The following is a 26,134-nucleotide window of genomic DNA, read 5'->3' as shown; positions in this document are numbered from 1 at the left end:
TATCAGGCCTCCACAGCGGTACGGGCGTCGGAGTCGGTCAGGTCCGCGGGCGAAGCGAGGTGCCCGAGTACCGCCGTGGCAGCGGCGACCTGCGGCGATACCAGGTGCGTACGGCCGCCCTTGCCCTGCCGTCCCTCGAAGTTGCGGTTGGAGGTGGACGCGGAGCGCTCACCAGGGGCGAGTTGGTCGGGGTTCATGCCCAGGCACATCGAGCAACCGGCGTGCCGCCATTCGGCGCCGGAAGCGGTGAAGACCTTGTCCAGGCCCTCGGCGACGGCCTGCAGGGCGACCCGGACCGAGCCGGGGACGACCAGCATGCGGACGCCGTCGGCCACCTGTCGGCCCTCGACGATGGACGCCGCGGCCCGCAGGTCCTCGATCCGGCCGTTGGTGCAGGAACCGACGAAGACGGTGTCGACCTTGACCTCGCGCAGCGGCTGGCCCGCGTGAAGTCCCATGTACTCCAGGGCCTTCTCGGCGGCCTGGCGGTCGCTGGGGTCGTCGAACGACGCCGGGTCCGGCACCGAGGCGCTCAGCGGGGCGCCCTGGGCGGGGTTGGTGCCCCAGGTGACGAACGGGGCCAGTGCGGCACCGTCGATGTAGACCTCGTGGTCGAAGACCGCGTCGTCATCGGTGCGCAGGGTCTGCCAGTACTCGACGGCGGCGTCCCAGTCCGCGCCCGTGGGGGCGTGGTCACGGCCCTGCAGATAGTCGAACGTGGTGCGGTCGGGGGCGATCATGCCGGCCCGCGCGCCCGCCTCGATCGACATGTTGCAGACGGTCATCCGGGCTTCCATCGACAGGTTCTCGATGGCCGGGCCGCGGTACTCGATGACATAGCCCTGGCCGCCGCCGGTACCGATCTTCGCGATGATGGCGAGGATCAGGTCCTTGGCGGTGACATCGGCGGGGAGTTCGCCACCGACGGTGATCGCCATGGTCTTGGGGCGGGCCAGCGGCAGGGTCTGGGTGGCCAGTACGTGCTCGACCTGGCTGGTGCCGATGCCGAACGCGAGCGCGCCGAACGCGCCGTGCGTCGAGGTGTGGCTGTCGCCGCACACCACGGTGGTGCCGGGCTGGGTCAGACCCAGCTGCGGTCCCACCACGTGGACGACGCCCTGCTCGACGTCACCCAGCGGGTGCAGGCGGACACCGAACTCGGCGCAGTTCTTGCGCAGCGTCTCCAGCTGGGTACGGGAGACCGGGTCGGCGATCGGCTTGTCGATGTCGAGGGTCGGAGTGTTGTGGTCCTCGGTGGCGATGGTGAGATCGGTCCGCCGCACCTGGCGCCCGTTCAACCGCAGACCGTCGAAGGCCTGCGGGCTGGTCACCTCGTGCAGCAGGTGCAGATCGATGTAGAGAAGGTCGGGCTCGCCCTCGGCGCGCCGGACGACATGGTCGTCCCAGACCTTTTCCGCGAGTGTCCTACCCATCGCTGTCCCTCCGACCGGCGTCGCTGCCGGCCAACTCGTCTGATGTGGACTCCGTCCGGTCCCCTGGCTCCGGTCGGCGTCCCTGCCGTGCTCCCCAGCCTGACGCTTTCGCTGGAAAATTGAACTTGCGTTTCACAGTGTGAGACGCGAATATCGTTGCATGGACAACTCTAGCGGCGTCGGCGTTCTCGACAAGGCGGCTCTGGTGCTCAGCGCGCTGGAGTCCGGACCGGCCACCCTGGCCGGGCTTGTCGGAGCCACGGGCCTCGCCCGCCCCACCGCGCACCGCCTCGCGGTCGCGCTCGAACATCACCGGCTGGTCGCCCGTGACATGCAGGGCCGCTTCATCCTGGGCCCCCGGCTCTCCGAGCTCGCCGCCGCGGCGGGCGAGGACCGGCTGCTGGCCACGGCGGGACCGGTTCTCACCCACCTGCGGGACGTGACCGGCGAGAGCGCCCAGCTCTACCGGCGCCAGGGCGACATGCGGATCTGTGTGGCCGCCGCGGAACGGCTGTCCGGACTGCGGGACACCGTGCCGGTCGGCTCGACGCTGCCGATGAAGGCCGGATCCGCCGCCCAGGTCCTGATGGCATGGGAAGAGCCGGAGCGACTGCACCGTGGTCTCCAGGGTGCCCGATTCACGGCCACCGCGCTCTCCGGCGTACGCCGCCGGGGCTGGGCCCAGTCCATCGGCGAGCGGGAGCCGGGCGTCGCCTCGGTCTCGGCGCCGGTGCGCGGGCCCTCGAACCGGGTGGTCGCCGCCGTCTCGGTCTCCGGGCCGATCGAGCGGCTGACCCGGCACCCGGGCCGGATGCACGCCCAGGCCGTCATCGACGCCGCCGGGCGGCTCTCCGAGGCCCTGCGCCGCAACGGCTGAGACCGCTCCTCCCACCACCCGTACCCGAGCGCGCCGGCGCCGGGGGCTCCGTCCAAGCCCCCGGCACCGGCGCGCACCTGTTTCCCCGTACCGGACGTCAGCCACGCCCGGTACGTCCGCCCGGTACGTCAGCCTGGTACGTCCGCCCGGTACGTCAGCCTGGTCCGCCAGCCCGCCCGGTAGGTTAGCTCGCCCGGTAGGTCAGCTCGCCCGGTAGGCCAGGCGGTCCTTGGCGGTCTCGCCGCGGCGGCCGACCGGAACGACCTCGGTGGCCTCGCCCAGGCCGAACGCCGGCATGTTGACGTAGACCGACTCGTAGCCGCCCGCGGGCACGGCGTAGGTCTCGTGGAAGAAGCCGACCTTGTTCTTCCCCGCCCGCACCCGCTGGTTGAAGGCCGCCCACGCCGGACGGTGCTCGCCGTCCTGCGCCGAGGCGTAGGCGATCAGCTGCTCACGCGATTCCCAGTACTGGGTCACCTCGAAGACCCGCGGCATGCCCAGCTGGACCCGGAAGCCCAGCAGCCCTCTCTCCTTCTCCCGCGACAGCTCCTTGAGCATCCGCGGCATCGCCTTCAGCACCGGCCACCAGCTGCGCAGGGACCGGAAGTTGTTGATCCGCATCCCGATGAGAAAGACGACGACCTCACCCTCCGCGGCGGCGGTGGTCCGGCCTTCGATCAGTTCGGCGCTCATGGTGGCTCCCCGGTTCGATGTGTTGGATAGCTGGACTATCCATGGTTGGATAGTGCCACTCTCCAATGAAGGGCGCAAGAGGATGAGGCTCGCGGAACTGAGTGAACGCAGCGGACTCCCGGCTGCCACGATCAAGTACTACCTGCGGGAGCAACTGCTGCCCCCCGGCCGCCGGATCACCGCCACCCAGGCGGAGTACGGCGACGACCATCTGCGCCGGCTGCGTCTCGTCCGGGCCCTGATCCAGGTCGGGAAGATGCCGGTGGCCACCGCGCGCCAGGTGCTGGCGGCGGTCGAGGACGAGTCGCTGGACCAGAACACGCGGCTGGGTGCCGCCGTCTGGGCGCTGCCGCAGGGTCCGAAGCCGGCCGAGGACGATCCGGCGACCGCGGTCGCCCGGCACGAGGTGGAGCTGCTCATGCGGCGGCTCGACTGGAAGGAGTGCCTGGACGCAGGCGAGGGGGCGCCCGCCTGGGGAACGCTCGTGGTGGCGGTCTCGGCGCTGGTCCGGCTCGGATATCCGTGTGACGCCGACGACTTGGCGCCGTACGCCCGGGCCGCGGCCCAACTGGCCGTCACCGACCTGGATCTCGTGGAGGGGTTCAGCACCCCCCTCGAACAGGTCGAGGCGGCGGTCGCGCTCACGGTGCTCTACGAGCCGGTGCTGCTGAGCCTGCGCCGGCTGGCCGAGGCCGAGGAGTCCAACCGCCGCTTCGGCACGGGAGATTGAGCGCCGGCCCGGCGGGGCGCGGGACCCGGCGATCGGGGCGCGGGACACAGCGAAGAGGCCCTCCGCCGTGGCGGAGGGCCTCTTCGATACGTACCCCCGACCGGATTCGAACCGGCGCTACTGCCGTGAGAGGGCAGCGTGCTAGGCCGCTACACAACGGGGGCTCGCACTTGCTTCAACATACGCGGTACTGCGCTGGGGTACCAGGACTCGAACCTAGACTAAGGGAACCAGAAACCCTCGTGCTGCCAATTACACCATACCCCATGGTGTGTCAAGTACCCCCGACCGGATTCGAACCGGCGCTACTGCCGTGAGAGGGCAGCGTGCTAGGCCGCTACACAACGGGGGCCCTAGCGATCCTGCATCGTCACGGTCAGGTGCGACCTGAAGGCGACGGAGAGAAGGATCTGTACCCCCGACCGGATTCGAACCGGCGCTACTGCCGTGAGAGGGCAGCGTGCTAGGCCGCTACACAACGGGGGCTCGCACTTGCTTTGTACTGCGCTGGGGTACCAGGACTCGAACCTAGAATAAGGGAACCAGAAACCCTCGTGTTGCCAATTACACCATACCCCACCAAAACACAACCCCCTGGCCGGGGGTTTGTTTGATGTTGCGCTTCCGGCCTGGCCTTTCGGCCCGGTTGGGCGGCGCAGGAAGAACATTACCCGATGGGGGACGGGGCTCCAAAACCGGTATTCGCAGCCAGTAGCGCGGGCAGCTCCGCCAGTCCGATGATCCTTCGCAGGTCCGACGGGATATCCGGTCCCGCGGCGGTGCCCCGGCGGTCCAGCCAGATGCCGAAGAGGCCCGCCTCGTCCGCCCCCCGGGCGTCGATCTCGGGCTGGTCGCCGACGTACGCCACCTCGCCGGGCGGCAGGCCCAGCGCCGCGCAGCCCGCCAGGAACGCCCCGGCGGCGGGTTTGCTCACGCCGAGTTCCGCCGCGCACAGCAGCACCTCGAAATGGTCCCGCAGCCCCAGCGTGCGCAGCTTGCGCTCCTGGTGGACGGTGCTGGCGTTCGACAGGACTCCCTGCCGGTAGCGGGGCGCCAGCGCCGCCACGGCGGGCGAGGCGTCCGGGAACAGGGCCCAGGCGGCCTCGTAGTGGGCGACGTAGCGGTGGAACCAGGCGGACGCCTCAGCGTCGCTCAGCGGCTCGCCCAGGAACTCGCGGACCCGGTCGCGGCGCTGGCCCTCGTAGTCGACGGCTCCGTCCGCGAAACGCTGCCAGTGGCGCACGGTGATCAACTGCCAACGACCGAGGGCCTGGCCGGCGGATTCGGATCCGCCGGCCAGGCCCTCGGCCATCACATGCCGCACAAACCCCTGCTCGTCGGCTGTCGTGAAGTCGAACAGGGTGTCGTCTACGTCCCAGAGGACGGCACGGATCGGCATACCGCCAACCCTAGGACGGTGGCCCCGGAGCCGTCAGCCCCGGGACCGGAGCGGCGCTAGCCGCCGAGCTTCGCCAGTGCGGCGTCGACGCGGGCCAGGGTGCGCTCGCGGCCGAGCACCTCCAGGGACTCGAAGAGCGGCAGTCCGACCGTGCGGCCGGTGACCGCCACGCGGACCGGGGCCTGGGCCTTGCCGAGCTTCAGGCCGTGCTCCTCGCCTGCGGCCAGCACCGCGGCCTTCAGCGACTCCGGGTCGGACCAGTCGGCGTCGGCGAGCTTGGTGCGGGCGGTGCGCAGCAGGGCGTCGGAGCCCTCCTTCATCGCCTTCTGCCAGGACGCCTCGTCCTCGGCCGGCTGGTCCAGGAAGAGGAAGTCGACATTGGCCGTGATGTCCGAGAGGACCTGGAGACGGGTCTGGGCGTACGGGGCGATGGCCTCGAAGGCCGCCTGGTCGAACGCCTCGGGGGCCCAGGGTGCGAACGGCGCCTTCAGCCACGGGGCACAGGCCGACATGAACGTCTTCACGTCCAGCATCCGCAGGTGCTCCGCGTTGATGTGCTCGCACTTCTTCAGGTCGAAGCGCGCCGGGTTCGCGTTGACGTCCGCGATGTCGAAGGCCGCGACCATCTCCTCCATCGAGAAGAGGTCCTGGTCGGCCGAGAGCGACCAGCCGAGCAGCGACAGGTAGTTGAGCAGGCCCTCGGGCAGGAAGCCGCGCTCGCGGTACAGGTTGAGCGAGGACTCCGGGTCGCGCTTGGAGAGCTTCTTGTTGCCCTCCCCCATGACGTACGGGAGGTGGCCGAACGCCGGGGTGGTGCCGTTGCCGACGCCGATCTCGGCGAGGGCGCCGTACAGCGCGATCTGCCGCGGGGTGGAGGACAGCAGGTCCTCGCCGCGCAGCACGTGCGTGATCTCCATCAGCGCGTCGTCGACCGGGTTGACCAGCGTGTAGAGCGGCGCCCCGTTGGCCCGGACGATGCCGAAGTCGGGCACGTTCTCCGGGGTGAAGGTCAGCTCGCCGCGCACCAGGTCGGTGAAGGTGATCGGCGCGTCCGGCATCCGGAAGCGGACGATCGACGTGCGGCCCTCGGCCCGGTAGGCCGCGATCTGCTCGGCGCCGAGGTCACGGCAGTGGCCGTCGTAGCCGGAGGGCTTGCCCGCGGCGCGGGCGGCGGCCCGGCGGGCGTCCAGCTCGGGCGTGGTGCAGTAGCAGTCGTAGGCGTGCCCGGCGTCCTGGAGCTTCTTCGCGACGTCCGCGTAGATGTCCATGCGCTCGGACTGCCGGTACGGGGCGTGCGGGCCGCCGACCTCGGGACCCTCGTCCCAGTCGAAGCCGAGCCAGCGCATCGCGTCGAGCAGCTGCTGGTAGGACTCCTCGGAGTCCCGGGCCGCGTCGGTGTCCTCGATACGGAAGATCAGTTTGCCCTGGTGGTGCCGGGCGAACGCCCAGTTGAACAGGGCGGTGCGGACCAGACCCACGTGCGGGTTGCCGGTCGGCGAGGGACAGAAACGGACGCGTACGGGGGATGCGCTAGCCACGCTTGATCACCTTGTTGGTGAGAGTGCCGATGCCTTCGATGGAGACGGCGACCTCGTCGCCGACGTTGAGCGGTCCGACGCCTGCCGGGGTGCCGGTGAGGATGACGTCGCCCGGGAGCAGCGTCATCGCCTCGGTGATGTGCACGATCAGGTCCTCGATCGAGCGGACCATCTGGCTGGTCCGGCCCGCCTGGCGCAGTTCGCCGTTGACCGTGGCCGTGATGGCCAGGTCGGAGGGGTCCAGATCGGTCTCGATCCAGGGGCCGAGGGGGCACGCGGAGTCGAAGCCCTTGGCACGGGCCCACTGGCCCTCGGTGCGCTGCGCGTCGCGTGCGGTGACGTCGTTGGCGCAGGTGTAGCCGAGGATGACGTCCTTGACGCGTTCGCGCGGGACCTCGCGGCACAGCCGGCTGATGACGACGGCCAGCTCGGCCTCATGGTGCACCTCGTTCGAGAACGAGGGGTACACGATCGGGTCACCGGATCCGACCACGGAGGTGGACGGCTTGAAGAAGGCGACCGGGACCGCGGGGACCTCGTTGCCCAGTTCCGCGGCGTGTTCGGCGTAGTTGCGGCCGATGGCGACGACCTTGTTCGGGAGCACCGGCGGAAGGAGCCGGACCTTGCTCAGCGGCACCTTGGTGCCGGAGAGCTCGAACTCGGCGAACGGGATGCCCTTGATGATGTCGAGGACGAGACCGTCGGGGACGGTCGGGTCGCCCTCGACCGCGCCGAAGGCGACATTGCCGTCGATGGAGAACCTGGCGATGCGCACGGGAAGCTGCTGCCCCTCACTGGCCGAAGACTGGATCGGTCCAGGTTAACGTGAGGCCCCGGGCGCACCCTGCTGATTCCGCCGCTGCCCGTGGTTCAGGCGGTGGGCGCGTCCATGAGGATCGTGCGGCGCGGGTTGGCCGTCTGCTGCGGCAGCTCGTCGCCGGTGATGTCCTCGGCCGCGATCACCGGGGCCTGCAGCTCCTCGGCATCCTTGAGGTGCATGAGGGTGGTGCGGCGCGGGTTGGCGATCGGGCGGAACAGCATGGTGGTCTTCATGGGGTGTCTGGGCCTCAGGGGGTCGGGGCGCCGGCTGCGACGCGGGTCTGCGGGGTCACCTGGGTGCACTGGTTTACAGAACGATGCCGTGCGTAAAGATCCAGGCTAGTGGCGACAGTTCCCCGATTTACGCGACCCAGGCAACGATCTCGTTGTGATTTTGCTCACGAACTACCCGACATAAAGCCCGAATCGGGCGGTCCGCGCCCCTCCATCAAGCGGACATTACGGGAGTTCGCGGACCTTACCCTCCACCCGGACACGAGCGGTACGCCCTGCCCGGAGCGTCCTTCGGTGCCCAAAAGTTCCAGAATCGCGGGCTTTCTCCGAAACGGACCTGAACACTCTGTGCCCGGACCGACGCAGTCAGTCACTCCCGCCATTGACTGGGCTGCGGCCCTTGTTGGAGATCCTGCACTGTGCTGGAATTCCCCGGACCGCCACATCAATCGAAGCCAGCGCGTCAGGGGGCGCGTACGAGCATCGAGTGGCGGTGAAGGGCATCGTCGGTCATCCCTACTCCGGGATCACCGGGGCCCCCATGACTCGACACCGTCCCGCCGCACGTGCGGGGGACGCCTGGTCCAGAGGTTGCGACGCTAGTGCAGGGACGTTTCAAGAGGGACAGCGGCGCTGCGGGCGACCCGGAGCAGCCCGGCGGAGCCAACAGCGGTCCGTCGCCGCAGCGATCCGACGACGCCGTGAACACCGCGGCCGCCGGACGCTCAAGCACGCACAGCGGCATCGACGCCGGCCGGATCACGGGCGGTGTCGGTAAGCCAGGCCCCCGAATAGCCATGCGCAACTGGAGGATCAGCACCCGTCTGATCTCTCTGCTCGCCCTGCCGGTGGTCGCGGCCACCTCGCTCGGTGCGCTGCGTATCTCCAGCTCGCTGGACAACATCGCCCAGCTCGAGCACATGAAGCAGCTCACCGAGATCACCGAGCACGCGACCGACCTCGCCGGTGCGCTGCAGGAGGAGCGGGACCGCTCCGCGGGTCCGATGTCCTCCGGCACCGGCAAGAGCGACGACGCCGTCGGCGCCTCCCGGGAGACGACCGACCGCTACCGCAAGCTCTTCCAGAGCACCACCGACGACGTCGACCCGAACGACCAGGTCTTCGTCGGTGTCCGCTCCACCCTGCTCGCCATCGAGCAGCAGCTCGGCAGCATCAACGAGATCCGTGACCAGGCCTACCAGCAGCCGCAGTACATCGCGCTGACGGTCAACAAGTACGACTCGCTGATCCAGTCGCTGCTCTCGCTGTCCCAGGACATGGCGCAGGCGACCAGCAACCAGGAAATGATCCGCAGCACCCGCGCGCTGGCCGCGTTCTCCTCCGCCAAGGAGTTCGAGTCCATCCAGCGCGCGGTGATCAGCGCCGCGCTCGCCCCGCAGGGCGGCGTCACGCTCTCGGAGAACGACTGGCAGTACGCGAAGGCCGCCGCGCAGTCCGAGAAGACGGCGCTGACCCGGTTCGGGAAGATCTACGGCGGCGCCGACTCCGTCGAGCTGATGGCCCCCCTCGAGGGCGGCAACGACACGATCAAGAACCACGACACCAACGCCACCCGGATCCTGAACTCCAAGGGCGGCATCAACACCTTCGCAGCCACCGGAGCCACCTACCGCGACTGGGACGACGCCGCCCGGAGCAAGATCCAGGCGATGACCAACATCGAGCGGTCACTGCTCAACGAGATGCAGCAGCAGGCCCTCAAGCTGCGGGGCGAGGCCCAGCGCCAGGCGATCATCGACGGTGCGATCATCCTGATCGTGCTCGGTGTCGCCGTCGTCGGCGCCTTCATCGTGGCCCGCTCGATGATCCGCTCGCTGCGCCGGCTGCAGGAGACCGCCCAGGACGTCGCCCAGAAGCGGCTGCCCGAGCTGGTCAAGCAGCTGTCGGAATCCGACCCGCAGGACGTCGACACCTCCGTCGTCTCGATCGGTATCCACAGCCGGGACGAGATCGGCCAGGTGGCCCGCGCGTTCGACGAGGTCCACAGCGAGGCCGTCCGGCTCGCCGCCGAGCAGGCGCTCCTGCGAGGGAACGTCAACGCGATGTTCACCAACCTCTCGCGCCGCAGCCAGGGGCTCATCCAGCGCCAGCTCTCGCTCATCTCCGAGCTGGAGAGCCGCGAGGCGGACCCGGACCAGCTGTCCAGCCTCTTCAAGCTCGACCACCTCGCGACCCGTATGCGCCGGAACGGCGAGAACCTCCTCGTCCTCGCCGGTGAGGAGCCGGGCCGCCGCTGGACCCGCCCGGTCCCGCTGGTCGACGTGCTCCGTGCCGCCGCCTCCGAGGTGGAGCAGTACGAGCGCATCGAGCTCACCTCGGTGCCCGCCGCCGAGGTCACCGGCCGTATCGTCAACGACCTCGTCCACCTGCTCGCCGAGCTGCTGGAGAACGCCACCTCGTTCTCCTCCCCGCAGACCAAGGTGAAGGTCACCGGCCACGCGCTGCCGGACGGCCGGGTGCTCATCGAGATCCACGACACCGGCATCGGGCTCTCGCCCGAGGACCTGTCGGACATCAACGAGCGGCTCGCCAACCCGCCGACCGTGGACGTCTCGGTCTCCCGCCGCATGGGCCTGTTCGTGGTCGGCCGGCTGTCCCTGCGACACGGCATCCGCATCCAGCTGCGCCCGTCGGACTCCGGCGGCACCACCGCGCTCGTCATGCTGCCGGTGGACGTCACGCAGGGCGGCCAGAACGCGAAGAACGCGGCCGCCGGCAAGCGCGGCCCGATCGCGACGGGCATGCCCGGTACGCCCAACGGCCCCGGTGCCCCCGCCACCAACGCCTTCGGTGCCACCGCCGGTCCCGCGGGACAGGTCGGCCGGCCGCCGCAGCGCGGCCAGGTGGCGGGCGGCGGTCAGCGCCCCGCGCTGAACTCCGGCCCGGGCGGCCCCGGCCTCGGTGGCCAGGGCGGTACCGGAACCCGGCGCGGCGGCCAGCAGAACGGCCAGCCGCAGGGCCAGCCGCAGCCCTCGGGACCGAGCTGGGCGCAGGGCGGCCAGCCGCCGCAGGGCCAGCCGCAGCGCAGCGGCAACCCGCAGCAGGGCTTCCCCGCTCCGGCCGAGCGCGGTCCGGCGATGGACGCCCCGCGCGGCCACGAGGACGTGGAGTCCACCGCCAGGTTCGAGCGCCCCGACTTCGACGGTCCGCCGCCCGGCTCACGCCCGGCACCGCAGCAGCAGCCGCAGCCGCGGGGCGACTACCAGCGCCCGAACCCGGGTGCCGGTTCCCGGCAGGACGCCGGTCTGCCGCTCGGCGACCCGTTCTCCCCGACGAACAACCCGTACCCCGCGCCCACCGCGCAGGACGCGGGCCCCGGCGGCTTCCGCTCGGACGTCTTCGGCGGAGCACCGGGCCCGGCCCCGGTACGCGGCGGGGCTCGCCCCGACGGGTACCAGCCGGAGTCCACGGGTGAGTTCCAGCGTCCCGCGCAGCCCGACAACAGCGGCACCGGCGAGTTCCCGCTGCCGGCCGGCCGACAGAGCGGCCCCGGCTACCCCGACGGCCGGACCGACACCGGGCAGTTCCCGGTGGTCGGCACTCCCCCGGTGGACGACCGGTCGCTGACCGAGCCGTACCCGGGCCAGAACGTCCCGGCCCAGGGTCTGCCGCAGCGCGGCGGGCGTCCGGCCGACGGCGGGTTCAACGGCAACCGGCCGCCGCAGCAGGGCCAGCCGTCGCAGAACGGCCAGCAGGGCAACCAGCAGCAGGGGTACCCGCAGCAGGCCAACCGGCAGCCGAACCGCGGCCTCGAGCCGCAGCTGCCGCCGGTCTCCGAGCCGATGGCACTGCCGCCGGCCCCGCCGCGCGGTGACGAGCCCACGCCGATCTTCGCGTCGATCGAGTCCGACTGGTTCCGTACCGGTCAGGCCGAGCGCATGCAGCAGGTGCACGTGGAACGGGCGGCGCCCGCCGCTCCCACCGCGCCCGCGGCTCCGGCCCGTCCCGCTCCGCAGCCCCGGCAGACGCCGCCGGCCCAGCCCCAGCAGCAGCCGCTTCCGGCCCAGCCGCAGCAGCAGCCCCAGCGGGCCCGGGCCGAGCAGCCCGCACCGGCTCCGGTCCAGGCGCGGCCGGTCACTCCGGCCCAGCCGACCCAGCCGGCACCCCGGGAGACGCCGAACTGGCGCACCTCTCCCAACGACGAACTCCGGCAGCGGGCCGAACAGGTCCGCGAGCCGTCGGCGGGCGGGGTCACTCCCTCCGGTCTGCCGCGCCGGGTACCCAAGGCCAACCTGGTCGCAGGCGGGGCAACCCCCCAGCAGGCGCCGCAGGGCGGTCCGCAGGTCTCCCGGGCACCCGACGATGTGCGCGGCCGTCTGACCAACCTCCGGCGCGGCATCCAGCAGGGCCGCGATACAGCAAATGGCAACACCGACGGCCGGGGCTTCGGCACGAATAACCAGGAGCGTTAGTTGAGTGCGATGAGCCAGGCGGCACAGAATCTGAACTGGTTGATCACCAACTTCGTGGACAACACCCCTGGGGTGTCCCACACGGTGGTGGTCTCCGCCGACGGCCTGCTGCTCGCGATGTCCGAGGGCTTCCCTCGTGACCGCGCCGACCAGCTCGCCGCCGTCGCCTCCGGCCTGACCTCGCTCACCGCCGGAGCCTCCCGCATCTTCGAAGGCGGCGCCGTCAACCAGACGGTCGTCGAGATGGAACGCGGATTCCTCTTCATCATGTCCGTCTCCGAGGGTTCGTCGATCGCCGTACTCGCTCACCCCGAGTGCGACATCGGCCTCGTCGGGTACGAGATGGCCCTGCTGGTCGACCGGACCGGGACCGTCCTCACCCCCGACCTCCGCTCCGAACTCCAGGGCAGCCTGATGCACTGACTGCCCTGATCACGCTTCCACCGCACGATGCGTACTTCCTGCACCGAGACCGTTTTGCCCGGACACGGAGGACCCTCATGACCCCGCCACCCGCCTCGCCGGGCCCGTACGGCGCGTCCCACCACGCGCCGTACGGGGATGAAGGCGACCAGCCGCTGGTGCGGCCGTACGCCATGACCGGTGGCCGTACCCGGCCGCGCTACCAGCTCGCCATCGAGGCGCTGGTCAGCACCACGGCCGATGCGGGCCAGTACCAGGGGCTGCTCCCCGAACACCAGCGGATCTGCCACCTCTGCCGGGAGATCAAGTCGGTCGCGGAGATCTCCGCGCTGCTGGGATTCCCGCTCGGCGTGGCCCGCATTCTCGTGGCCGACCTCGCAGAGGCCGGCATGGTCGCTATTCACCAGCCGGGCAGTGGCGAGGCCGGCGGACAGCCTGATGTGACACTGCTCGAAAGGGTGCTCAGTGGACTTCGCAAGCTCTAGACCGCAACCGCAGGCGGCTTACGGCCCGCCTGTGGCCCGGTCCACCACCTCGGCCAAGATCGTGGTGGCGGGGGGCTTCGGCGTGGGCAAGACCACGTTCGTCGGCGCGGTCTCGGAGATCAACCCGCTGCGCACGGAGGCCGTCATGACCTCCGCGTCGGCCGGGATCGACGACCTCAGCCACGTCCAGGACAAGACGACCACCACGGTGGCGATGGACTTCGGCCGCATCACCCTCGATGACGACCTGATCCTGTACCTGTTCGGTACGCCGGGCCAGGACCGCTTCTGGTTCATGTGGGACGACCTGGTGCGCGGCGCGATCGGCGCCGTCGTGCTGGTCGACACCCGCAGGCTGGCGGACTGTTTCCCGGCCGTGGACTACTTCGAGAACAGCGGCCTGCCGTTCGTCGTCGCCCTCAACGGTTTCGAGGGCCACCAGCCCTACCGGCCGGAGGAAGTACGCGAGGCGCTGCAGATCGGGCCCGAGGCACCGATCATCACCACGGACGCCCGCCACCGCGGCGAGGCGAAGAGCGCGTTGATCACGCTCGTGGAGCACGCATTGCTGGCTCGACTCAAGTAAGCCTTCATGGTTGCCAGTTGTCCCCAGGACCGGCTGTGTCATTTGACACGGCCGGTTCTTGCGTTCATAACGTTTCGACAGAGAATCGACGGGTGACGAACACCCCCCGCGCTCGACTGGTTCCGTTGCGGTGATGCAGGCCGTGCGGTTTGGCACCGCAAAGAGCTTATGCCCTATTTATGTGAGCGTGTTCGAGTGTTCGTTGCACTTTGTACGACGTTTGGCTAGTACCCCCATGACGTGCTGAAATTCGCAGAACCCGAGAGTAGTAACGGCACTTTGCTGTGTTGTCGCCGAGAGGTTGTTGGTCAAGTGAGGGACACGAGGCGAGCAGAGCCGGGCTCCGCGGATGGCCCCCGGGGCAATTTCACGCCGCCCCAGCGGTACGAGGGCGTGCCCGACGCGACCGCTGTCGCCACACCGGAGCCTGCCCGATCCGGCAGCCGTTTCGCGGTGCGCAACTGGCGGGTGGCCACCAGGCTGAACGCCATCCTCCTCATCCCGGTTCTCGTCGCCCTCGTCATGGGCGGCTTCACCGTGCAGAACTCCGTGCACACGTGGCAGCAGGCGGACGCCGCCAAGCGCACCGCCATCCTGGTGCGCGCGGCGGCCGGCTACAGCCACGCCTTGATCAACGAACGTGACATCACGGTCGTTCCGCTGGTGCAGGGCAGGCGTGACGACCCGGTCGTGACGGGGGCCTACGCGGCCACCGACGCCGCCGCCCAGGTCTTCAACGAAGCCGTCGACCAGATGCCCGCCTCCGCCTCGCTGGAGCGCCGCGTGGAGGGCTTCCGCAAGGCGGAGCCCAGCCTGCAGGCCATCCGCAAGGCCGCCTACACCCGGCAGCTGCCCGACAAGCAGACCGAAGAGGCGTACGTCAGCGTGCAGCACCCGCTGATGGAGCTCTCCAACGAGCTGAGCCTCGGCACCGGGAACATCACCAGCTACGGCCGTACCCTCTACGCCATCTCGCTGGCCAAGGCCGCCGAGTCGCTGAGCCGCTCCATCGGCATGCACATCCTGGTCGAGGGCCCGGTGCCGGCCAAGGAGCGCAAGCTCCAGCAGACCGCCCTCACCTCGTACCTCTATCTGCAGGGCATCGCGCTCCAGGAGTACAGCGGTGGCGGCACCCCCGCCGACGCCCAGCACCTGAAGGACGCGCAGGCCGCGGCACAGAAGAAGGGCGCCGAGCAGCTCACGGCCGCCGCCTCCCAGGCCGAGCAGGCCGGGCAGACCTTCGTGCCGCCGCCGTCGATCGAGAAGATGGTCGCGGAGATCGCCGGGGACAAGTCGGCGAAGGAGCTGCGGGCCGAGGGCATCACGCCGGAGAGCTGGTTCGCCAGCAACACGCTGGCCTTCGACTCCTACCGGACCGTCGAGCAGAACCTCGCCGAAACGGCCGTGGGCGACGCCGAGACCATCTCCTCCAGCGCCAAGACCGACGCGATCATCAACGCGGCCATCGTGGTCCTCGCCCTGATCGTCGCCTTCATCATCGCGGGCATGATGGCCCGCAACATGAGCCGCAGCATGCGCAAGCTGCGCAACGCCGCCTTCGACGTCGCGGAACAGCGGCTGCCGGGGCTGGTCGACCAGCTGTCGCGCACCGACCCGGGCCGGGTGGACACCACCGTCCAGCCCATCCCGATCACCAGCCACGACGAGATCGGCGAGGTCGCCCGCGCCTTCGACCAGGTGCACCGCGAGGCCGTCCGGCTCGCCGCCGAGCAGGCTCTGCTGCGGGGCAACGTCAACGCGATCTTCACCAACCTCTCGCGCCGGAACCAGGGCCTCATCCAGCGGCAGCTCACGCTGATCACCGAGCTGGAGAACAACGAGGCGGACCCGGACCAGCTCGAGAACCTGTTCAAGATGGACCACCTCGCCACCCGTATGCGGCGCAACGGTGAGAACCTGCTGGTCCTCGCCGGCGAGGAGCCGGGCCGCCGCTGGAACCAGCCGGTCCCGCTCGTCGACGTGCTGCGCGCGGCGGCCTCCGAGGTGGAGGCGTACGAGCGCATCGAGCTGGTCGGGATACCGGAGACGGACATCCACGGCACCGCCGTGACCGACCTCGTGCACCTGCTGGCCGAGCTGCTGGAGAACGCCACCACGTTCTCCTCGCCGCAGACCAAGGTGCGGGTCACCGCGACCCGGCTGCCGGACGGCCGCGTCATGGTCGAGATCCACGACAAGGGCATCGGCCTGACCGCCGAGGACTTCGCCGACATCAACCACAAGCTGGCCGACCCGCCGACCGTGGACGTCGCGATCTCCCAGCGCATGGGCCTGTTCGTGGTCGGCCGGCTCGCCGACCGGCACGGTGTCCGCGTCCAGCTGCGCCCCTCGGGCGAGCAGGCCGGCACCACCTCGCTCGTCATGCTGCCGGAGCCGATCACCCACGGTGGTGGCGGCGAGGACCAGCTGCCCGAGGACGACGACACGGACTTCACCGTGTCGCGCATCGTCCCCGAGCACTCGACCGCCGAGTTCGGCTACCAGCCGACCGCCGCCGAGCTGGGCTTCGACGACTCCCAGTACGAGCGGTCGGACGAGTCCGCGTTCACGGCCTCCGGCGCCCCCGGGCAGCTCGACCCCGTCGGCCGCTCGCTGCAGCGCGAGGAGCGCCGTGCCCAACTGGAGGCCTCGGCCTCGGAACGGCCGGAAGACGTCGCGATGTTCGGCGACGACATCCCGCGGCAGCGGGGACAGCAGAACCAGCAGGGGTACGAGCCGCAGTACGACGGCGGCTACGCCCCGGGCCAGGACTTCCAGGGCCAGGGCTACCCGGCGCAGGACTTCCAGGGGCAGGACTTCGGCGGGCAGGACTTCGCCGGTCAGCCGGAGTACAACGGGCAGGCCGACCAGTACGGTGCGCAGCCCGCGTACCAGCAGCCGTCGTCCTACGAACCGGAGTGGCAGCAGGACTTCCCCGTCCAGCCCGCACCTTCCGGACCTCCCGCCCCACCCGTGCTGGACGACTGGGCGCAGCCCGTCGCCCAGCAGGATCAGCAGGCGCCGGATTCCGTTCCCGGGACCCCCTTCGGGGCGCCGGAGAGCGTAGGCTCCCCCTCGCTGACGGATGCCGGCCTGCCACGCCGCGACCGGCAGTGGCCGCAACCGGACCAGGTGGCGGCGGAACCGGCGGTCCAGCCGGTCCCCCAGCCCGATCCGGAGCCGGAGCAGGCGCCGGAAGAGGCCGAGACCGACTGGCGTTCCCAGAACGACCAGCACTGGCAGCGGGCCGAACAGGTCCGCGAACCCAAGGCGGGTGGGGTAACCCCCTCCGGCCTGCCCCGTCGAGTACCCAAGGCCAACCTGGTCGCGGGTACCGCACAGCAGACTCCGCAGGGCGGCCCACAGGTCTCCCGCGCGCCGGAGGACGTCCGCGGCCGGTTGAGCAATCTGCGCCGTGGCGTCCAGCAGGGACGCACTGCGGGAACTGACACGAACGGCCAGGCCCCCGACAATCACTACGGTGGCCCTCAGAACCAGGAGCGTTAGTTGAGTCCGATGAGCCAGGCGGCACAGAATCTGAACTGGTTGATCACCAACTTCGTGGACAACACCCCTGGGGTGTCCCACACGGTGGTGGTCTCCGCCGACGGCCTGCTGCTCGCGATGTCCGAGGGCTTCCCTCGTGACCGCGCCGACCAGCTCGCCGCCGTCGCCTCCGGCCTGACCTCGCTCACCGCCGGAGCCTCCCGCATCTTCGAAGGCGGCGCCGTCAACCAGACGGTCGTGGAGATGGAACGCGGATTCCTCTTCATCATGTCCGTCTCCGACGGTAGTTCGCTGGCCGTACTCGCTCACCCCGAGTGCGACATCGGCCTCGTCGGGTACGAGATGGCCCTGCTGGTCGACCGGACCGGGACCGTCCTCACCCCCGACCTCCGCTCCGAACTTCAAGGCAGTTTGCTCAATTAGCAGTCTTCTCAACTAGGTGCCTGCTCAACTAACGGACAGGCGTGCGGGCGCGTCCCCGTACCCATAGGGTGCGGGAACGCAGCCCCCACAACCTTCATCAGGAGGAGGAACCGTGACAACGCCACCAGGCGGAGATCCGTACGGCAGCCAGCAGCAGCAGCCGCCTCTGAACCGTTACAACTTCCCCTCGGCTCCTACTCCTGACCCCGAGCCCCGCTACCGCCAGCCCCGGATCCAGCCGTACGATCCGCCGCAGGCGCCGGCGCGGCCCGGCCGGCAGCGCGCCCAGACCCCTTCCGGGCTGGTGCGGCCGTACGCCATGACCGGTGGCCGTACCCGGCCGCGCTACCAGCTCGCCATCGAGGCGCTGGTCAGCACCACGGCCGACCCGGTGCAGCTGCGGGGGCAGTTGCCGGAGCACCAGCGGATCTGCATTCTCTGCCGGGAGATCAAGTCGGTGGCGGAGATCTCCGCGCTGCTGTCGATCCCTCTCGGCGTCGCCCGTATTCTCGTCGCCGACCTGGCCGAGGCCGGGCTGGTCGCCGTCCACCAGCCCGGTGGCGACGAGTCCGCGGGTGGTCAGCCAGAAGTGACATTGCTTGAAAGGGTGCTCAGTGGACTTCGCAAGCTCTAACGGGGCGACCCGCTCCACGACCTCCGCGAAGATCGTGGTGGCGGGCGGGTTCGGCGTGGGCAAGACCACGTTCGTCGGTGCCGTCTCGGAGATCAACCCGCTGCGCACCGAAGCTGTGATGACCTCCGCGTCGGCCGGCATCGACGACCTGACGCACGCGCCCGACAAGACCACGACCACCGTGGCGATGGACTTCGGCCGCATCACGCTGGACGAGGACCTGATCCTGTACCTGTTCGGTACCCCGGGCCAGGACCGCTTCTGGTTCATGTGGGACGACCTGGTGCGCGGCGCGATCGGCGCCGTCGTCCTGGTGGACACCCGGCGGCTCGCGGACTGTTTCCCGGCCGTGGACTACTTCGAGAACAGCGGCCTGCCGTTCGTGATCGCGCTCAACGGCTTCGACGGCCACCAGCCGTACGGCCCCGAGGAGGTGCGCGAGGCCCTGCAGATCGGGCCCGAGGCACCGATCATCACCACGGACGCCCGCAACCGCGGTGAGGCGAAGTCCGCGCTGATCACCCTGGTGGAGCACGCGCTGATGGCGCGCCTGCGCTGAGCATCCCCCTGGACGCGAGAACGCCGGGCCGCCCCTACGGGGGCGGCCCGGCGTTTCTGTCGTTCCGGCGGGATCAGCCCTGCCAGCTGTGCGAGCTGCGGAAGCCCGGGGTGCGCTCCAGGCGGCGCCAGCCGGCCGTGGAGCGGGGCTGCTCGTAGCTGGTGGCGGCGTGGCCGTTGGCGGCGGCGCGGGCCAGCAGGACCGCGGTGAGCGCCGCGAGCTCCTCGGCGCTGGCGTGGCCCTTCTCGACGCGGACCAGGGTGTCGGGGGTCACGGTGTCGGGGGCCAGGGTCTCGGCGGGAGTACTCAAGGTGGTCTCCATTACTGCGGCGGGTTGCCGTGCTTGCGCGACGGCAGGTCTGCGTGCTTGGTCCGGAGCATCGCCAGCGAGCGGATGAGCACCTCGCGGGTGTCGGCCGGGTCGATGACGTCGTCCACCAAACCGCGTTCCGCGGCGTAGTAGGGGTGCATCAGTTCGGCCTTGTACTCCTTGACCATGCGGGCACGCATGGCCTCGGGGTCGTCGGCCTCGGCGATCTGCTTGCGGAAGATGACATTGGCGGCACCTTCGGCGCCCATCACCGCGATCTCGTTGGTGGGCCAGGCGTACGTGAGGTCGGCCCCGATGGACTGGGAGTCCATGACGATGTAGGCGCCGCCGTAGGCCTTGCGCAGGATCAGCGAGATCCTCGGCACGGTGGCGTTGCAGTACGCGTAGAGCAGCTTCGCTCCGTGCCGGATGATCCCACCATGCTCCTGGTCGACGCCCGGCAGGAAGCCGGGTACGTCCAGGAGAGTGATGAGCGGGATGTTGAAGGCGTCGCACATCTGCACGAAACGCGCGGCCTTTTCGGACGCGGCGATGTCCAGGACGCCCGCCATGCTGTTGGGCTGGTTGGCGATGATGCCGACCACCTGGCCGTCCAGCCGGGAGAGCGCGACGATGATGTTGGTGGCCCACCGCTCGTGGATCTCCAGGTACTCGCCCTCGTCGACGATCTCCTCGATGACCTTGCGCATGTCGTACGCGCGGTTGCCGTCGGCCGGCACGAGGTCCAGCAGGACGTCGCCGCGGCGGTCGGCCGGGTCGGAGGTCTCGGTGGCGGGCGGGTTCTCCCGGTTGTTCTGCGGGAGCAGCGAGAGCAGGTAGCGGACCTCTTCGAGGCAGTGCTGCTCGTCGTCGTAGGCGAAGTGCGAGACGCCGGAGATCTCGGAGTGGACGTCGGCGCCGCCGAGCCCGTTCTGGGTGATCTTCTCGCCGGTCACGGCCTGGACGACGTCCGGTCCCGTGATGAACATCTGCGAGGTCTCGCGGACCATGAAGACGAAGTCGGTCAGCGCCGGGCTGTAGGCCGCGCCGCCCGCGCACGGGCCGAGCATGACCGAGATCTGCGGGATGACACCCGAGGCCCGGGTGTTGCGCTGGAAGATGCCGCCGTAGCCGGCGAGCGCCGAGACGCCCTCCTGGATACGGGCGCCGGCGCCGTCGTTCAGCGACACCAGCGGGGCGCCGGAGGAGATGGCCATGTCCATGATCTTGTGGATCTTGGTGGCGTGCGCCTCGCCGAGCGCGCCGCCGAAGATCCGGAAGTCATGGGCGTAGACGAACACGGTCCGGCCGTGGACGGTGCCCCAGCCGGTGATGACACCGTCGGTGTACGGCTTCTTCGCCTCCAGGCCGAAGCCCGTGGCGCGGTGCCGGCGCAGCGGCTCGACCTCGTTGAAGGAGCCCTCGTCCAGCAGCAGCGCGATCCGCTCGCGTGCGGTCAGCTTGCCCTTGGCGCGCTGCGCCTCGGTCGCCCGCTCGCTGGGGCCGCGCAGGACCTGCTCGCGGATCGCGCGAAGCTCGGCCACGCGCCCGCGAGCGTCGTTCACCTCGACGGGCACCTCTTCCAGAAAGCTCATGTATCGACAGTACGAGCGGGACCCCCGCGAACGGGGGGTCCACTTCGTACAGTGTCCGCTCCGACTTCATGGCGGGTATCGACAGAACCAAAGAAGGACCGGGCCCCGCGCATGGCACGCGGGACCCGGTTTTTTGTACCTTTCGCCCTACCGTCCGGCGACCGCCGCGGCCAGCGCGAGGATCCGGCGGGCGTCCTCGACGTGCAGGTTCTCGATCATCCGGCCGTCGACCGTGACCACGCCGCGCCCCTCTGACGTGGCCTGATCGAAGGCTTCGATGATCCGGCGGGAGTGTGCGACCGCATCGTCTGAGGGTGCGAAGAGCCGGTTGCAGGGCTCCAGCTGCTTCGGGTGGATCAGGGTCTTGCCGTCGAATCCGAACTGGCGCCCCTGGAGGCACTCGGCCTCGAAGCCCGCCAGGTCCTGTACGTCGTTGTAGACACCGTCCAAGATGGTCTTGCCGGTGGCGCGGGCGGCGAGCAGCGCCAGCGACAGACCGGTCAGCAGCGGCGCCCGGCCGGGGACGTGCTCGGCGTGCAGCTCCTTGGCCAGATCGTTGGTGCCCATCACCAGGACGGTCAGCCGCTCGCTCGCGGCGGCGATGGCGCGGGCGTCGAACATCGCCAGCGGCGTCTCGATCATGGCCCAGATCGCGGTGCGGTCGGGGGCTCCGGCCGCCTCCAGGGCGCGCTCGACGGCCCGTACGGTCTCCGGGGAGTCGACCTTGGGGACGACGACGGCGTCCGGGCCGGCCTCGGCGGCGGCGCGCAGGTCGTCGGCGTGCCATTCGGTGTCCGGGGCGTTGACCCGGATCGTCACCTCGCGGTAGCCGTACTCCCCGGACGCGGCGGCGGCCGCGACGCGCTTGCGGGCGTCGGCCTTGGCGTCCGGCGCGACGGAGTCCTCGAGGTCGAGGATGAGCGCGTCGGTGGGGAGGGTCTTGGCCTTCTCCAGCGCGCGTTCGTTGGCCCCGGGCATGTAGAGCACGGAGCGGCGGGGGCGGAGGGTGCTGTCCGTCATGGTCGTCACTCCTTCTCTGCCGCGGCGTACGCCTCGGCGAGCTCGGGGTCGCGGGCGGCGAGGGTGTCGGCCAGTTCGGAGACCACCAGGCACTGCTTGTACGTGGCGTCGTCCTGCATCTTGCCGTCGATCATGACGGCGCCGGTGCCGTCGCCCATCGCGTCGATCACCTTGCGGGCCCAGGCGACGTCGGCCGGGGCGGGCGAGAAGACCTTCTTGGCGATGGCGATCTGCACCGGGTGCAGGCTCCAGGCGCCGACGCAGCCGAGCAGGAAGGCGTTCCGGAACTGGTCCTCGCAGGCGAGGGTGTCGCGGATGTCGCCGAAGGGCCCGTAGTACGGCAGGATCCCGTGCGCCGCGCACGCGTCGACCATGCGGGCGATCGTGTAGTGCCACAGGTCCTGCTGGAACGTGGCGCGCGGGGCGTCGGCGTCGGACGGGTTCGGGTCCTCCCTGACCAGGTAGCCGGGGTGGCCACCGCCGACCCGGGTGGTCTTCATCCGGCGGCTGGCGGCGAGGTCGGCCGGGCCCAGCGAGATGCCCTGCATGCGGGGGCTGGCGCCGGCGATCTCCTCGACGTTCGCGACACCGGTCGCGGTCTCCAGGATGGCGTGCACCAGGATCGGCCGCGTGATGCCGGCCTTCGCCTCCAGCTGCGCCAGCAGCCGGTCGACGTAGTGGATGTCCTCGGCGCCCTCGACCTTGGGCACCATGATGACGTCGAGCTTGTCGCCGATCTCGGTGACCAGGGTGAGCAGGTCGTCCAGCGCCCACGGCGAGTCCAGGCTGTTGATCCGCGTCCACAGCTGGGTGTCGCCGAACTCCGTCGCCTTGGCGATCCGCACGAGCCCGTTCCGGGCGGCCTCCTTGCGGTCGGCCTGGACGGCGTCCTCCAGGTTGCCCAGCAGCACGTCCACCTGGGGCGCGATGGAGGGGACCTTGGCAGCCATCTTCTCGTTGCCCGGATCGAAGAAGTGGATCATCCGCGAGGGCCGGAACGGCACCTCCCGTACCGGGGCCGGAGCCCCTACGGCCAGCGGGCGGAAGAAGTCCTTCGCGGAACGCATGCGGTCTCCCGGATGTCGGTCGAGGGTGGGGAGGAGCGTACGGCGATCACCCTACGGCCACCACTGCCGCACGTTACCGGCCAGTATGTGTGCCGTTGGTCACCGCGTGTCAGCGGCCCGACCCTACGCCCTGGCCCGCATTCCCCGGCCCGCGCTCCCTACTCCGTACGCGTACCCATGCCCGTGCCGGGAATCCAGCGCATCGTCATGTCCGGCAGGTTCTCCATGTTGCGGCTGCCGTCATTGGTGTCCAGGACGGTGAAGCCGTGCCGCTCGTAGAACGCGCGGGCGCCGGTGTTGGCCTGGAAGACGTGCAGCGACAGGCCGTCGGGGCTGTTGCGCCGCACCTCGCCGAGGAGCGCCGAGCCGACGCCCCGGCGGCGGGCCTCCGGCCGCAGGTACAGCTGCTCCAGCATGTCGCCCTCCAGCGCGGCGTAGCCGAGCACCTCACCGTAGGAGTCGACCGCCACCCAGGCCTGGCCCTCGGTGAGCACGATGTTCTCCACCCACCACGCGACCTCCTCCAGGCTCCGCTGCTGCGGGGGGAGGTACGGCATGGTGCTCGCGCGTGACGCCATGTGGATCTCGGCGATGACCACCGCGTCCGCGATGTCCGCGGGCCGGATCTCCAGCCTGCCGTTGTACCGGCCGGTGGGCGTGTGGTCCTGCGTCCTGTCATCCGTCACGCGGGCACCTTACGAGCAAGCTGCCCGCGTGAACGAATCATTTAGGCCGCGTGTCACGCCAGAGTCACCGTGGCGCGGTGGGTCGCCCCGGTGGTGCCCGGCGCGATGGTGAGCCGCAGCGAGGCCCCGGTGCCGGTGACGGTGACCGTGGCGTCCTTCGCGGTGACGGCGGACACCGGCCGGTTCCAGGTGATGTCCAGCGAGGCGCCGGACCGCGGCGGCTCCGACACGCAGACCGTCGCCGTGCTGCCGCTGACGCGGATCATGACGCAGGCCGGGATCGAGGCGGTGACGCCGCCGACGGTGCCCGCCGACCAGAAGTTGATCCCGGTGAACCCCAGCGACGGCACCGAGACGCCCTGCTGCGCGGCGGTGTTGGCGAGGGTCACCAGCCAGCCGGTGGCGGCGGCGCGGGCCGCGGTGGCCGCGGCGGTCGCGCCCGGCATGACGAGGTAGGCGTAGGAGGCGTTGGTCGGGTTCACCCCGTGGTCGAGCCAGAGGGTGAGGTAGCGGCGGGTCAGCGCGTCGGTCGTGCCGCCCGTGTTGACGGCGGCCCAGGTGCCGGTGCGCGCCTCGCGCACCGCCTTCACCGTCGCTCCCCCGCCGCCCGGGAAGACATAGCCGCCGAAGCCGGTGATCCGGGCCCAGGTGGTGCCGGCCAGCGTCGCGGACCAGCCGAGCGCCGTGGACTGCGTGGTGCCGTTGACGGCGAGCCCGTGGGTGCCGGTCGCGCCGAGGTTGCGGTTCTCGACGACGGTCTCGACGGCCGTGCCGTCGGTGCTGGTGATGCCCGCGCCGAGACAGACGACCGTGTCGTCCAGACAGAACCAGGACTTGCGGGCGCTCATCGTGCTCGACAGGCCCTTGAGGTGCTGGCCGACCGCCGCGAACACCCCGTCCGTGGCGCCGCCGACCCAGGTCACATCCGGCCGCGCCGCGCCCCACGCGCCGCCCGCCCCGTCCGCGAGTGCCTTCTTCGACACCGTGGTGCCGGGCAGCCGGTACGGGTCGACGGTGGGCCAGAAGGCGTCGCTGTACTGGCCGTTGCCGTAGGTGGAGCCCCACCAGGAGAGCATGCCCGAGCCGGTGTGCCAGCCCCGCAGGTTCTCGCCGTTGCCGTTCTCGTAGTACGTGATGCGCTTCGAGGCCATGCCGATCGACGCGGCCCAGTCGGCGCGGCGGTGCACGGCCCGGTCCATGCCGGGGAAGAGCCGGTGCGCGACCGGTTCCGGCACCGCGGTCACCGCGCTGTCGGCGATGGCCTCCAGCCGGGCGAGGTCGGCTATGCCGAGCTTGGCGTCCGCCAGCACCGGGCTGTAGTAGTCGCGCTGGATCCAGCCCTTGACCAGCCCCTGCCAGCGGGTCCGCTCGGCGGCGCTCGCACCCTCGGCGAGCAGCGCGATGTGGGCGAGCAGCGGGTGGCCGCGCCGGTGGTCGTCGCCCTGGATGCGGGTGGGATCGGCGGTGGCGATGCCCCGGCTGATGGCACGCCCGGAGACGGAGTCCATGACCAGGCCGTTGTAGAGGAAGGGCGCGTACGCCTTCTCGACCGAGTCCAGGATGATCTGCCGGTTCGGGTCGGTGACCGCCCAGGTGGAGCCGGCGAGCAGGGCGAACAGCCGCGCCAGGCCGTCGATCTGCACCTCGCCGTAGGAGCCGGTGTACGCGACGTAGGTGTGCTGGACGAACGAGCCGTCGGCGTACAGCCCGTCGCCGGTCGTCACGTACGGGAACACCGGCGACAGGGCGTCGCGGGCCAGCACCAACTTCGCCGCCGACTTGCCCAGCACGCCCCGGGTGGCGATGACCCGGCACAGGTCGACGCGGTTCGCGCCGGTGCTGGTGCCGGTGTACGAACCGACGGCGGAGTCCGGCACGAAGTGGTCGACGGCCCGCAGGTAGGAGGCGGTCCGGTCGGCGCTCAGCTCGTCGTAGGCGACGGTCACCGTGTCGAGCAGCAGCCGGGGGCTGCCGATCTGCCAGTCCCACCAGTTGGGGAGGAACGGCGTGGTGTTCTCGTTGTAGACCTCCCCGTAGAGGTGGTCGAGTCCCTCGACGACGGCCGCGATCATCTGGGCATCGGCGGTGGAGCCGGTGGCGGGCTGGGCCCAGGCCTGCGCCATCTCGTTGAGCCGGGCGTAGCTGCCGGTGATGGAGGCGGTGCTGCTCAGCGGCTGGTCGGGCCAGAGCGATCCGGTGGCCGGGGCCATGGACGCCAGCGAGGTGCGCGCGGCGGTGCCGAGGGTGGCGAGCTTCGTCGCGTACGGCTCGGCGGCGGCGTCGAAACCGGCGCCCAGGGTGAGGGCGCGCCAGCGCAGCCGCAGGGTGTCGAAGGCGTCCGGCGCGGCGTCGGCGGGTGTGGCCGCGGGGGCGGTGGTTGCGGGCGGGGCGGTGCTTGCGGGCGAGGAGGCGGCGCTCGCGGGCGAGGCGGCGGAAAGGCCTGCGGCAACGGCCGCGGCGCCACTTCCGGCGAGGAATGTCCGGCGGGACCAGGGGGAGGGCATGGCGGTTGGAACCTCCATGGGCGAAGACGGCGGTGTGCTTCACTTCTCTCTAGTAAGCGGTTTCTACCACGGGGGTTCCACACCCCACAACGGATTGAACACTGTTTGATTCTTTGGATTGTGGCGACAGGAACGCCCACTTACGATCACGCTGACGCCAACCGCAGCAGCACGTCACA

General features: G+C 70.4%; 22 protein-coding genes and 5 tRNA genes. 10 read left to right on the top strand and 17 right to left on the bottom strand.

The window, feature by feature from the left end; genetic code table 11:
- Nucleotides 1-2: 2 nt before the first annotated feature.
- Nucleotides 3-1,433, bottom strand: a complete 1,431-nt coding sequence (gene leuC, locus LNW72_RS28235) for a 3-isopropylmalate dehydratase large subunit (RefSeq protein WP_250977926.1) — start codon at nt 1,431-1,433, stop codon at nt 3-5.
- Between the two features lie 160 nt (nt 1,434-1,593).
- Here leuC and ndgR point away from each other — a divergent pair, with 160 nt between their 5' ends.
- Nucleotides 1,594-2,310 carry an IclR family transcriptional regulator NdgR gene (gene ndgR, locus LNW72_RS28230; protein WP_138356489.1) on the top strand — a complete coding sequence of 239 codons (717 nt, stop codon included), beginning with the start codon at nt 1,594-1,596 and terminating at the stop codon, nt 2,308-2,310.
- Nucleotides 2,311-2,511: 201 nt separating this feature from the next.
- Here ndgR and LNW72_RS28225 read toward each other — a convergent pair whose 3' ends face one another.
- The gene (locus tag LNW72_RS28225; protein ID WP_250977925.1) at nt 2,512-3,003 is read right to left on the bottom strand and encodes a DUF4188 domain-containing protein; all 492 of its coding nucleotides are present in this window, start codon (nt 3,001-3,003) and stop codon (nt 2,512-2,514) included.
- A gap of 82 nt (nt 3,004-3,085) precedes the next feature.
- Here LNW72_RS28225 and LNW72_RS28220 point away from each other — a divergent pair, with 82 nt between their 5' ends.
- Nucleotides 3,086-3,733: a MerR family transcriptional regulator gene (locus LNW72_RS28220; RefSeq protein WP_250977924.1), complete on the top strand. Its 648-nt coding sequence runs from the start codon at nt 3,086-3,088 to the stop codon at nt 3,731-3,733.
- A gap of 91 nt (nt 3,734-3,824) precedes the next feature.
- Here LNW72_RS28220 and LNW72_RS28215 read toward each other — a convergent pair.
- The 9 genes from LNW72_RS28215 to LNW72_RS28175 all read right to left on the bottom strand — a co-directional run bounded on the left by LNW72_RS28215 (nt 3,825) and on the right by LNW72_RS28175 (nt 7,723).
- Nucleotides 3,825-3,897, bottom strand: a tRNA-Glu gene (locus tag LNW72_RS28215).
- A 31-nt stretch (nt 3,898-3,928) separates the two neighbouring features.
- Nucleotides 3,929-4,000: transfer RNA gene (locus LNW72_RS28210), tRNA-Gln, on the bottom strand.
- A 12-nt stretch (nt 4,001-4,012) separates the two neighbouring features.
- Nucleotides 4,013-4,085, bottom strand: a tRNA-Glu gene (locus LNW72_RS28205).
- Nucleotides 4,086-4,146: 61 nt separating this feature from the next.
- A tRNA-Glu gene (locus tag LNW72_RS28200) sits at nt 4,147-4,219 on the bottom strand.
- 21 nt (nt 4,220-4,240) lie between these two features.
- Nucleotides 4,241-4,312: transfer RNA gene (locus LNW72_RS28195), tRNA-Gln, on the bottom strand.
- An 88-nt stretch (nt 4,313-4,400) separates the two neighbouring features.
- Complete coding sequence (locus LNW72_RS28190; RefSeq protein WP_250977923.1) at nt 4,401-5,132, bottom strand: HAD family hydrolase; 732 nt, start codon at nt 5,130-5,132, stop codon at nt 4,401-4,403.
- Between the two features lie 56 nt (nt 5,133-5,188).
- Nucleotides 5,189-6,670 carry a glutamate--tRNA ligase gene (gltX, locus tag LNW72_RS28185; RefSeq protein ID WP_250977922.1) on the bottom strand — a complete coding sequence of 494 codons (1,482 nt, stop codon included), beginning with the start codon at nt 6,668-6,670 and terminating at the stop codon, nt 5,189-5,191.
- Nucleotides 6,663-7,445 carry a fumarylacetoacetate hydrolase family protein gene (locus tag LNW72_RS28180; protein WP_250977921.1) on the bottom strand — a complete coding sequence of 261 codons (783 nt, stop codon included), beginning with the start codon at nt 7,443-7,445 and terminating at the stop codon, nt 6,663-6,665. Before LNW72_RS28180 ends, gltX begins: the two co-directional genes overlap by 8 nt.
- 95 nt (nt 7,446-7,540) lie before the next feature.
- Nucleotides 7,541-7,723, bottom strand: a complete 183-nt coding sequence (locus LNW72_RS28175) for a hypothetical protein (protein ID WP_250977920.1) — start codon at nt 7,721-7,723, stop codon at nt 7,541-7,543.
- Nucleotides 7,724-8,325: 602 nt separating this feature from the next.
- Here LNW72_RS28175 and LNW72_RS28170 point away from each other — a divergent pair.
- The 8 genes from LNW72_RS28170 to LNW72_RS28135 all read left to right on the top strand — a co-directional run bounded on the left by LNW72_RS28170 (nt 8,326) and on the right by LNW72_RS28135 (nt 18,773).
- Complete coding sequence (locus LNW72_RS28170) at nt 8,326-12,156, top strand: nitrate- and nitrite sensing domain-containing protein (protein WP_250977919.1); 3,831 nt, start codon at nt 8,326-8,328, stop codon at nt 12,154-12,156.
- A gap of 9 nt (nt 12,157-12,165) precedes the next feature.
- Nucleotides 12,166-12,579 (top strand): roadblock/LC7 domain-containing protein, encoded by a 414-nt coding sequence (locus tag LNW72_RS28165; RefSeq protein WP_285370762.1) that lies wholly within the window; start codon nt 12,166-12,168, stop codon nt 12,577-12,579.
- A gap of 77 nt (nt 12,580-12,656) precedes the next feature.
- Nucleotides 12,657-13,064 (top strand): DUF742 domain-containing protein, encoded by a 408-nt coding sequence (locus LNW72_RS28160; RefSeq protein WP_138358185.1) that lies wholly within the window; start codon nt 12,657-12,659, stop codon nt 13,062-13,064.
- Nucleotides 13,045-13,650, top strand: a complete 606-nt coding sequence (locus LNW72_RS28155; protein WP_374117340.1) for an ATP/GTP-binding protein — start codon at nt 13,045-13,047, stop codon at nt 13,648-13,650. Before LNW72_RS28160 ends, LNW72_RS28155 begins: the two co-directional genes overlap by 20 nt.
- Nucleotides 13,651-13,962: 312 nt before the next feature.
- The gene (locus LNW72_RS28150) at nt 13,963-17,157 is read left to right on the top strand and encodes a nitrate- and nitrite sensing domain-containing protein (protein WP_374117339.1); all 3,195 of its coding nucleotides are present in this window, start codon (nt 13,963-13,965) and stop codon (nt 17,155-17,157) included.
- Between the two features lie 9 nt (nt 17,158-17,166).
- The gene (locus LNW72_RS28145; protein ID WP_250980343.1) at nt 17,167-17,580 is read left to right on the top strand and encodes a roadblock/LC7 domain-containing protein; all 414 of its coding nucleotides are present in this window, start codon (nt 17,167-17,169) and stop codon (nt 17,578-17,580) included.
- A gap of 112 nt (nt 17,581-17,692) precedes the next feature.
- Nucleotides 17,693-18,214 (top strand): DUF742 domain-containing protein, encoded by a 522-nt coding sequence (locus tag LNW72_RS28140; RefSeq protein WP_250977917.1) that lies wholly within the window; start codon nt 17,693-17,695, stop codon nt 18,212-18,214.
- The gene (locus LNW72_RS28135; protein ID WP_138358192.1) at nt 18,195-18,773 is read left to right on the top strand and encodes an ATP/GTP-binding protein; all 579 of its coding nucleotides are present in this window, start codon (nt 18,195-18,197) and stop codon (nt 18,771-18,773) included. The genes LNW72_RS28140 and LNW72_RS28135 overlap by 20 nt, the downstream gene beginning before the upstream one ends.
- A gap of 73 nt (nt 18,774-18,846) precedes the next feature.
- Here the strand turns inward: LNW72_RS28135 and LNW72_RS28130 are convergent, their stop codons facing one another.
- The 6 genes from LNW72_RS28130 to LNW72_RS28105 form a co-directional block, all read right to left on the bottom strand.
- The gene (locus LNW72_RS28130) at nt 18,847-19,095 is read right to left on the bottom strand and encodes an acyl-CoA carboxylase epsilon subunit (RefSeq protein WP_374117338.1); all 249 of its coding nucleotides are present in this window, start codon (nt 19,093-19,095) and stop codon (nt 18,847-18,849) included.
- On the bottom strand, nt 19,095-20,678 hold the full coding sequence (locus LNW72_RS28125; RefSeq protein WP_250977915.1) for an acyl-CoA carboxylase subunit beta: 1,584 nt from the start codon (nt 20,676-20,678) through the stop codon (nt 19,095-19,097). Before LNW72_RS28125 ends, LNW72_RS28130 begins: the two co-directional genes overlap by 1 nt.
- Before the next feature lie 147 nt (nt 20,679-20,825).
- Entirely contained in the window at nt 20,826-21,698 is an 873-nt protein-coding gene (locus LNW72_RS28120) for a CoA ester lyase (RefSeq protein ID WP_250977914.1), read from the bottom strand.
- 5 nt (nt 21,699-21,703) lie between these two features.
- Nucleotides 21,704-22,765: a CoA ester lyase gene (locus tag LNW72_RS28115; RefSeq protein ID WP_250977913.1), complete on the bottom strand. Its 1,062-nt coding sequence runs from the start codon at nt 22,763-22,765 to the stop codon at nt 21,704-21,706.
- A 158-nt stretch (nt 22,766-22,923) separates the two neighbouring features.
- Nucleotides 22,924-23,451: a GNAT family N-acetyltransferase gene (locus LNW72_RS28110; protein ID WP_250977912.1), complete on the bottom strand. Its 528-nt coding sequence runs from the start codon at nt 23,449-23,451 to the stop codon at nt 22,924-22,926.
- Between the two features lie 53 nt (nt 23,452-23,504).
- Nucleotides 23,505-25,955, bottom strand: coding sequence for a polysaccharide lyase 8 family protein (locus tag LNW72_RS28105; protein WP_250977911.1), 2,451 nt, complete (start codon nt 25,953-25,955; stop codon nt 23,505-23,507).
- Between the last annotated feature and the right edge of the window lie 179 nt (nt 25,956-26,134).

Source organism: Streptomyces sp. RKAG293 (assembly GCF_023701745.1).
Lineage (GTDB): Bacteria > Actinomycetota > Actinomycetes > Streptomycetales > Streptomycetaceae > Actinacidiphila.
This window is presented reverse-complemented; position numbering and strand designations above follow the sequence as displayed.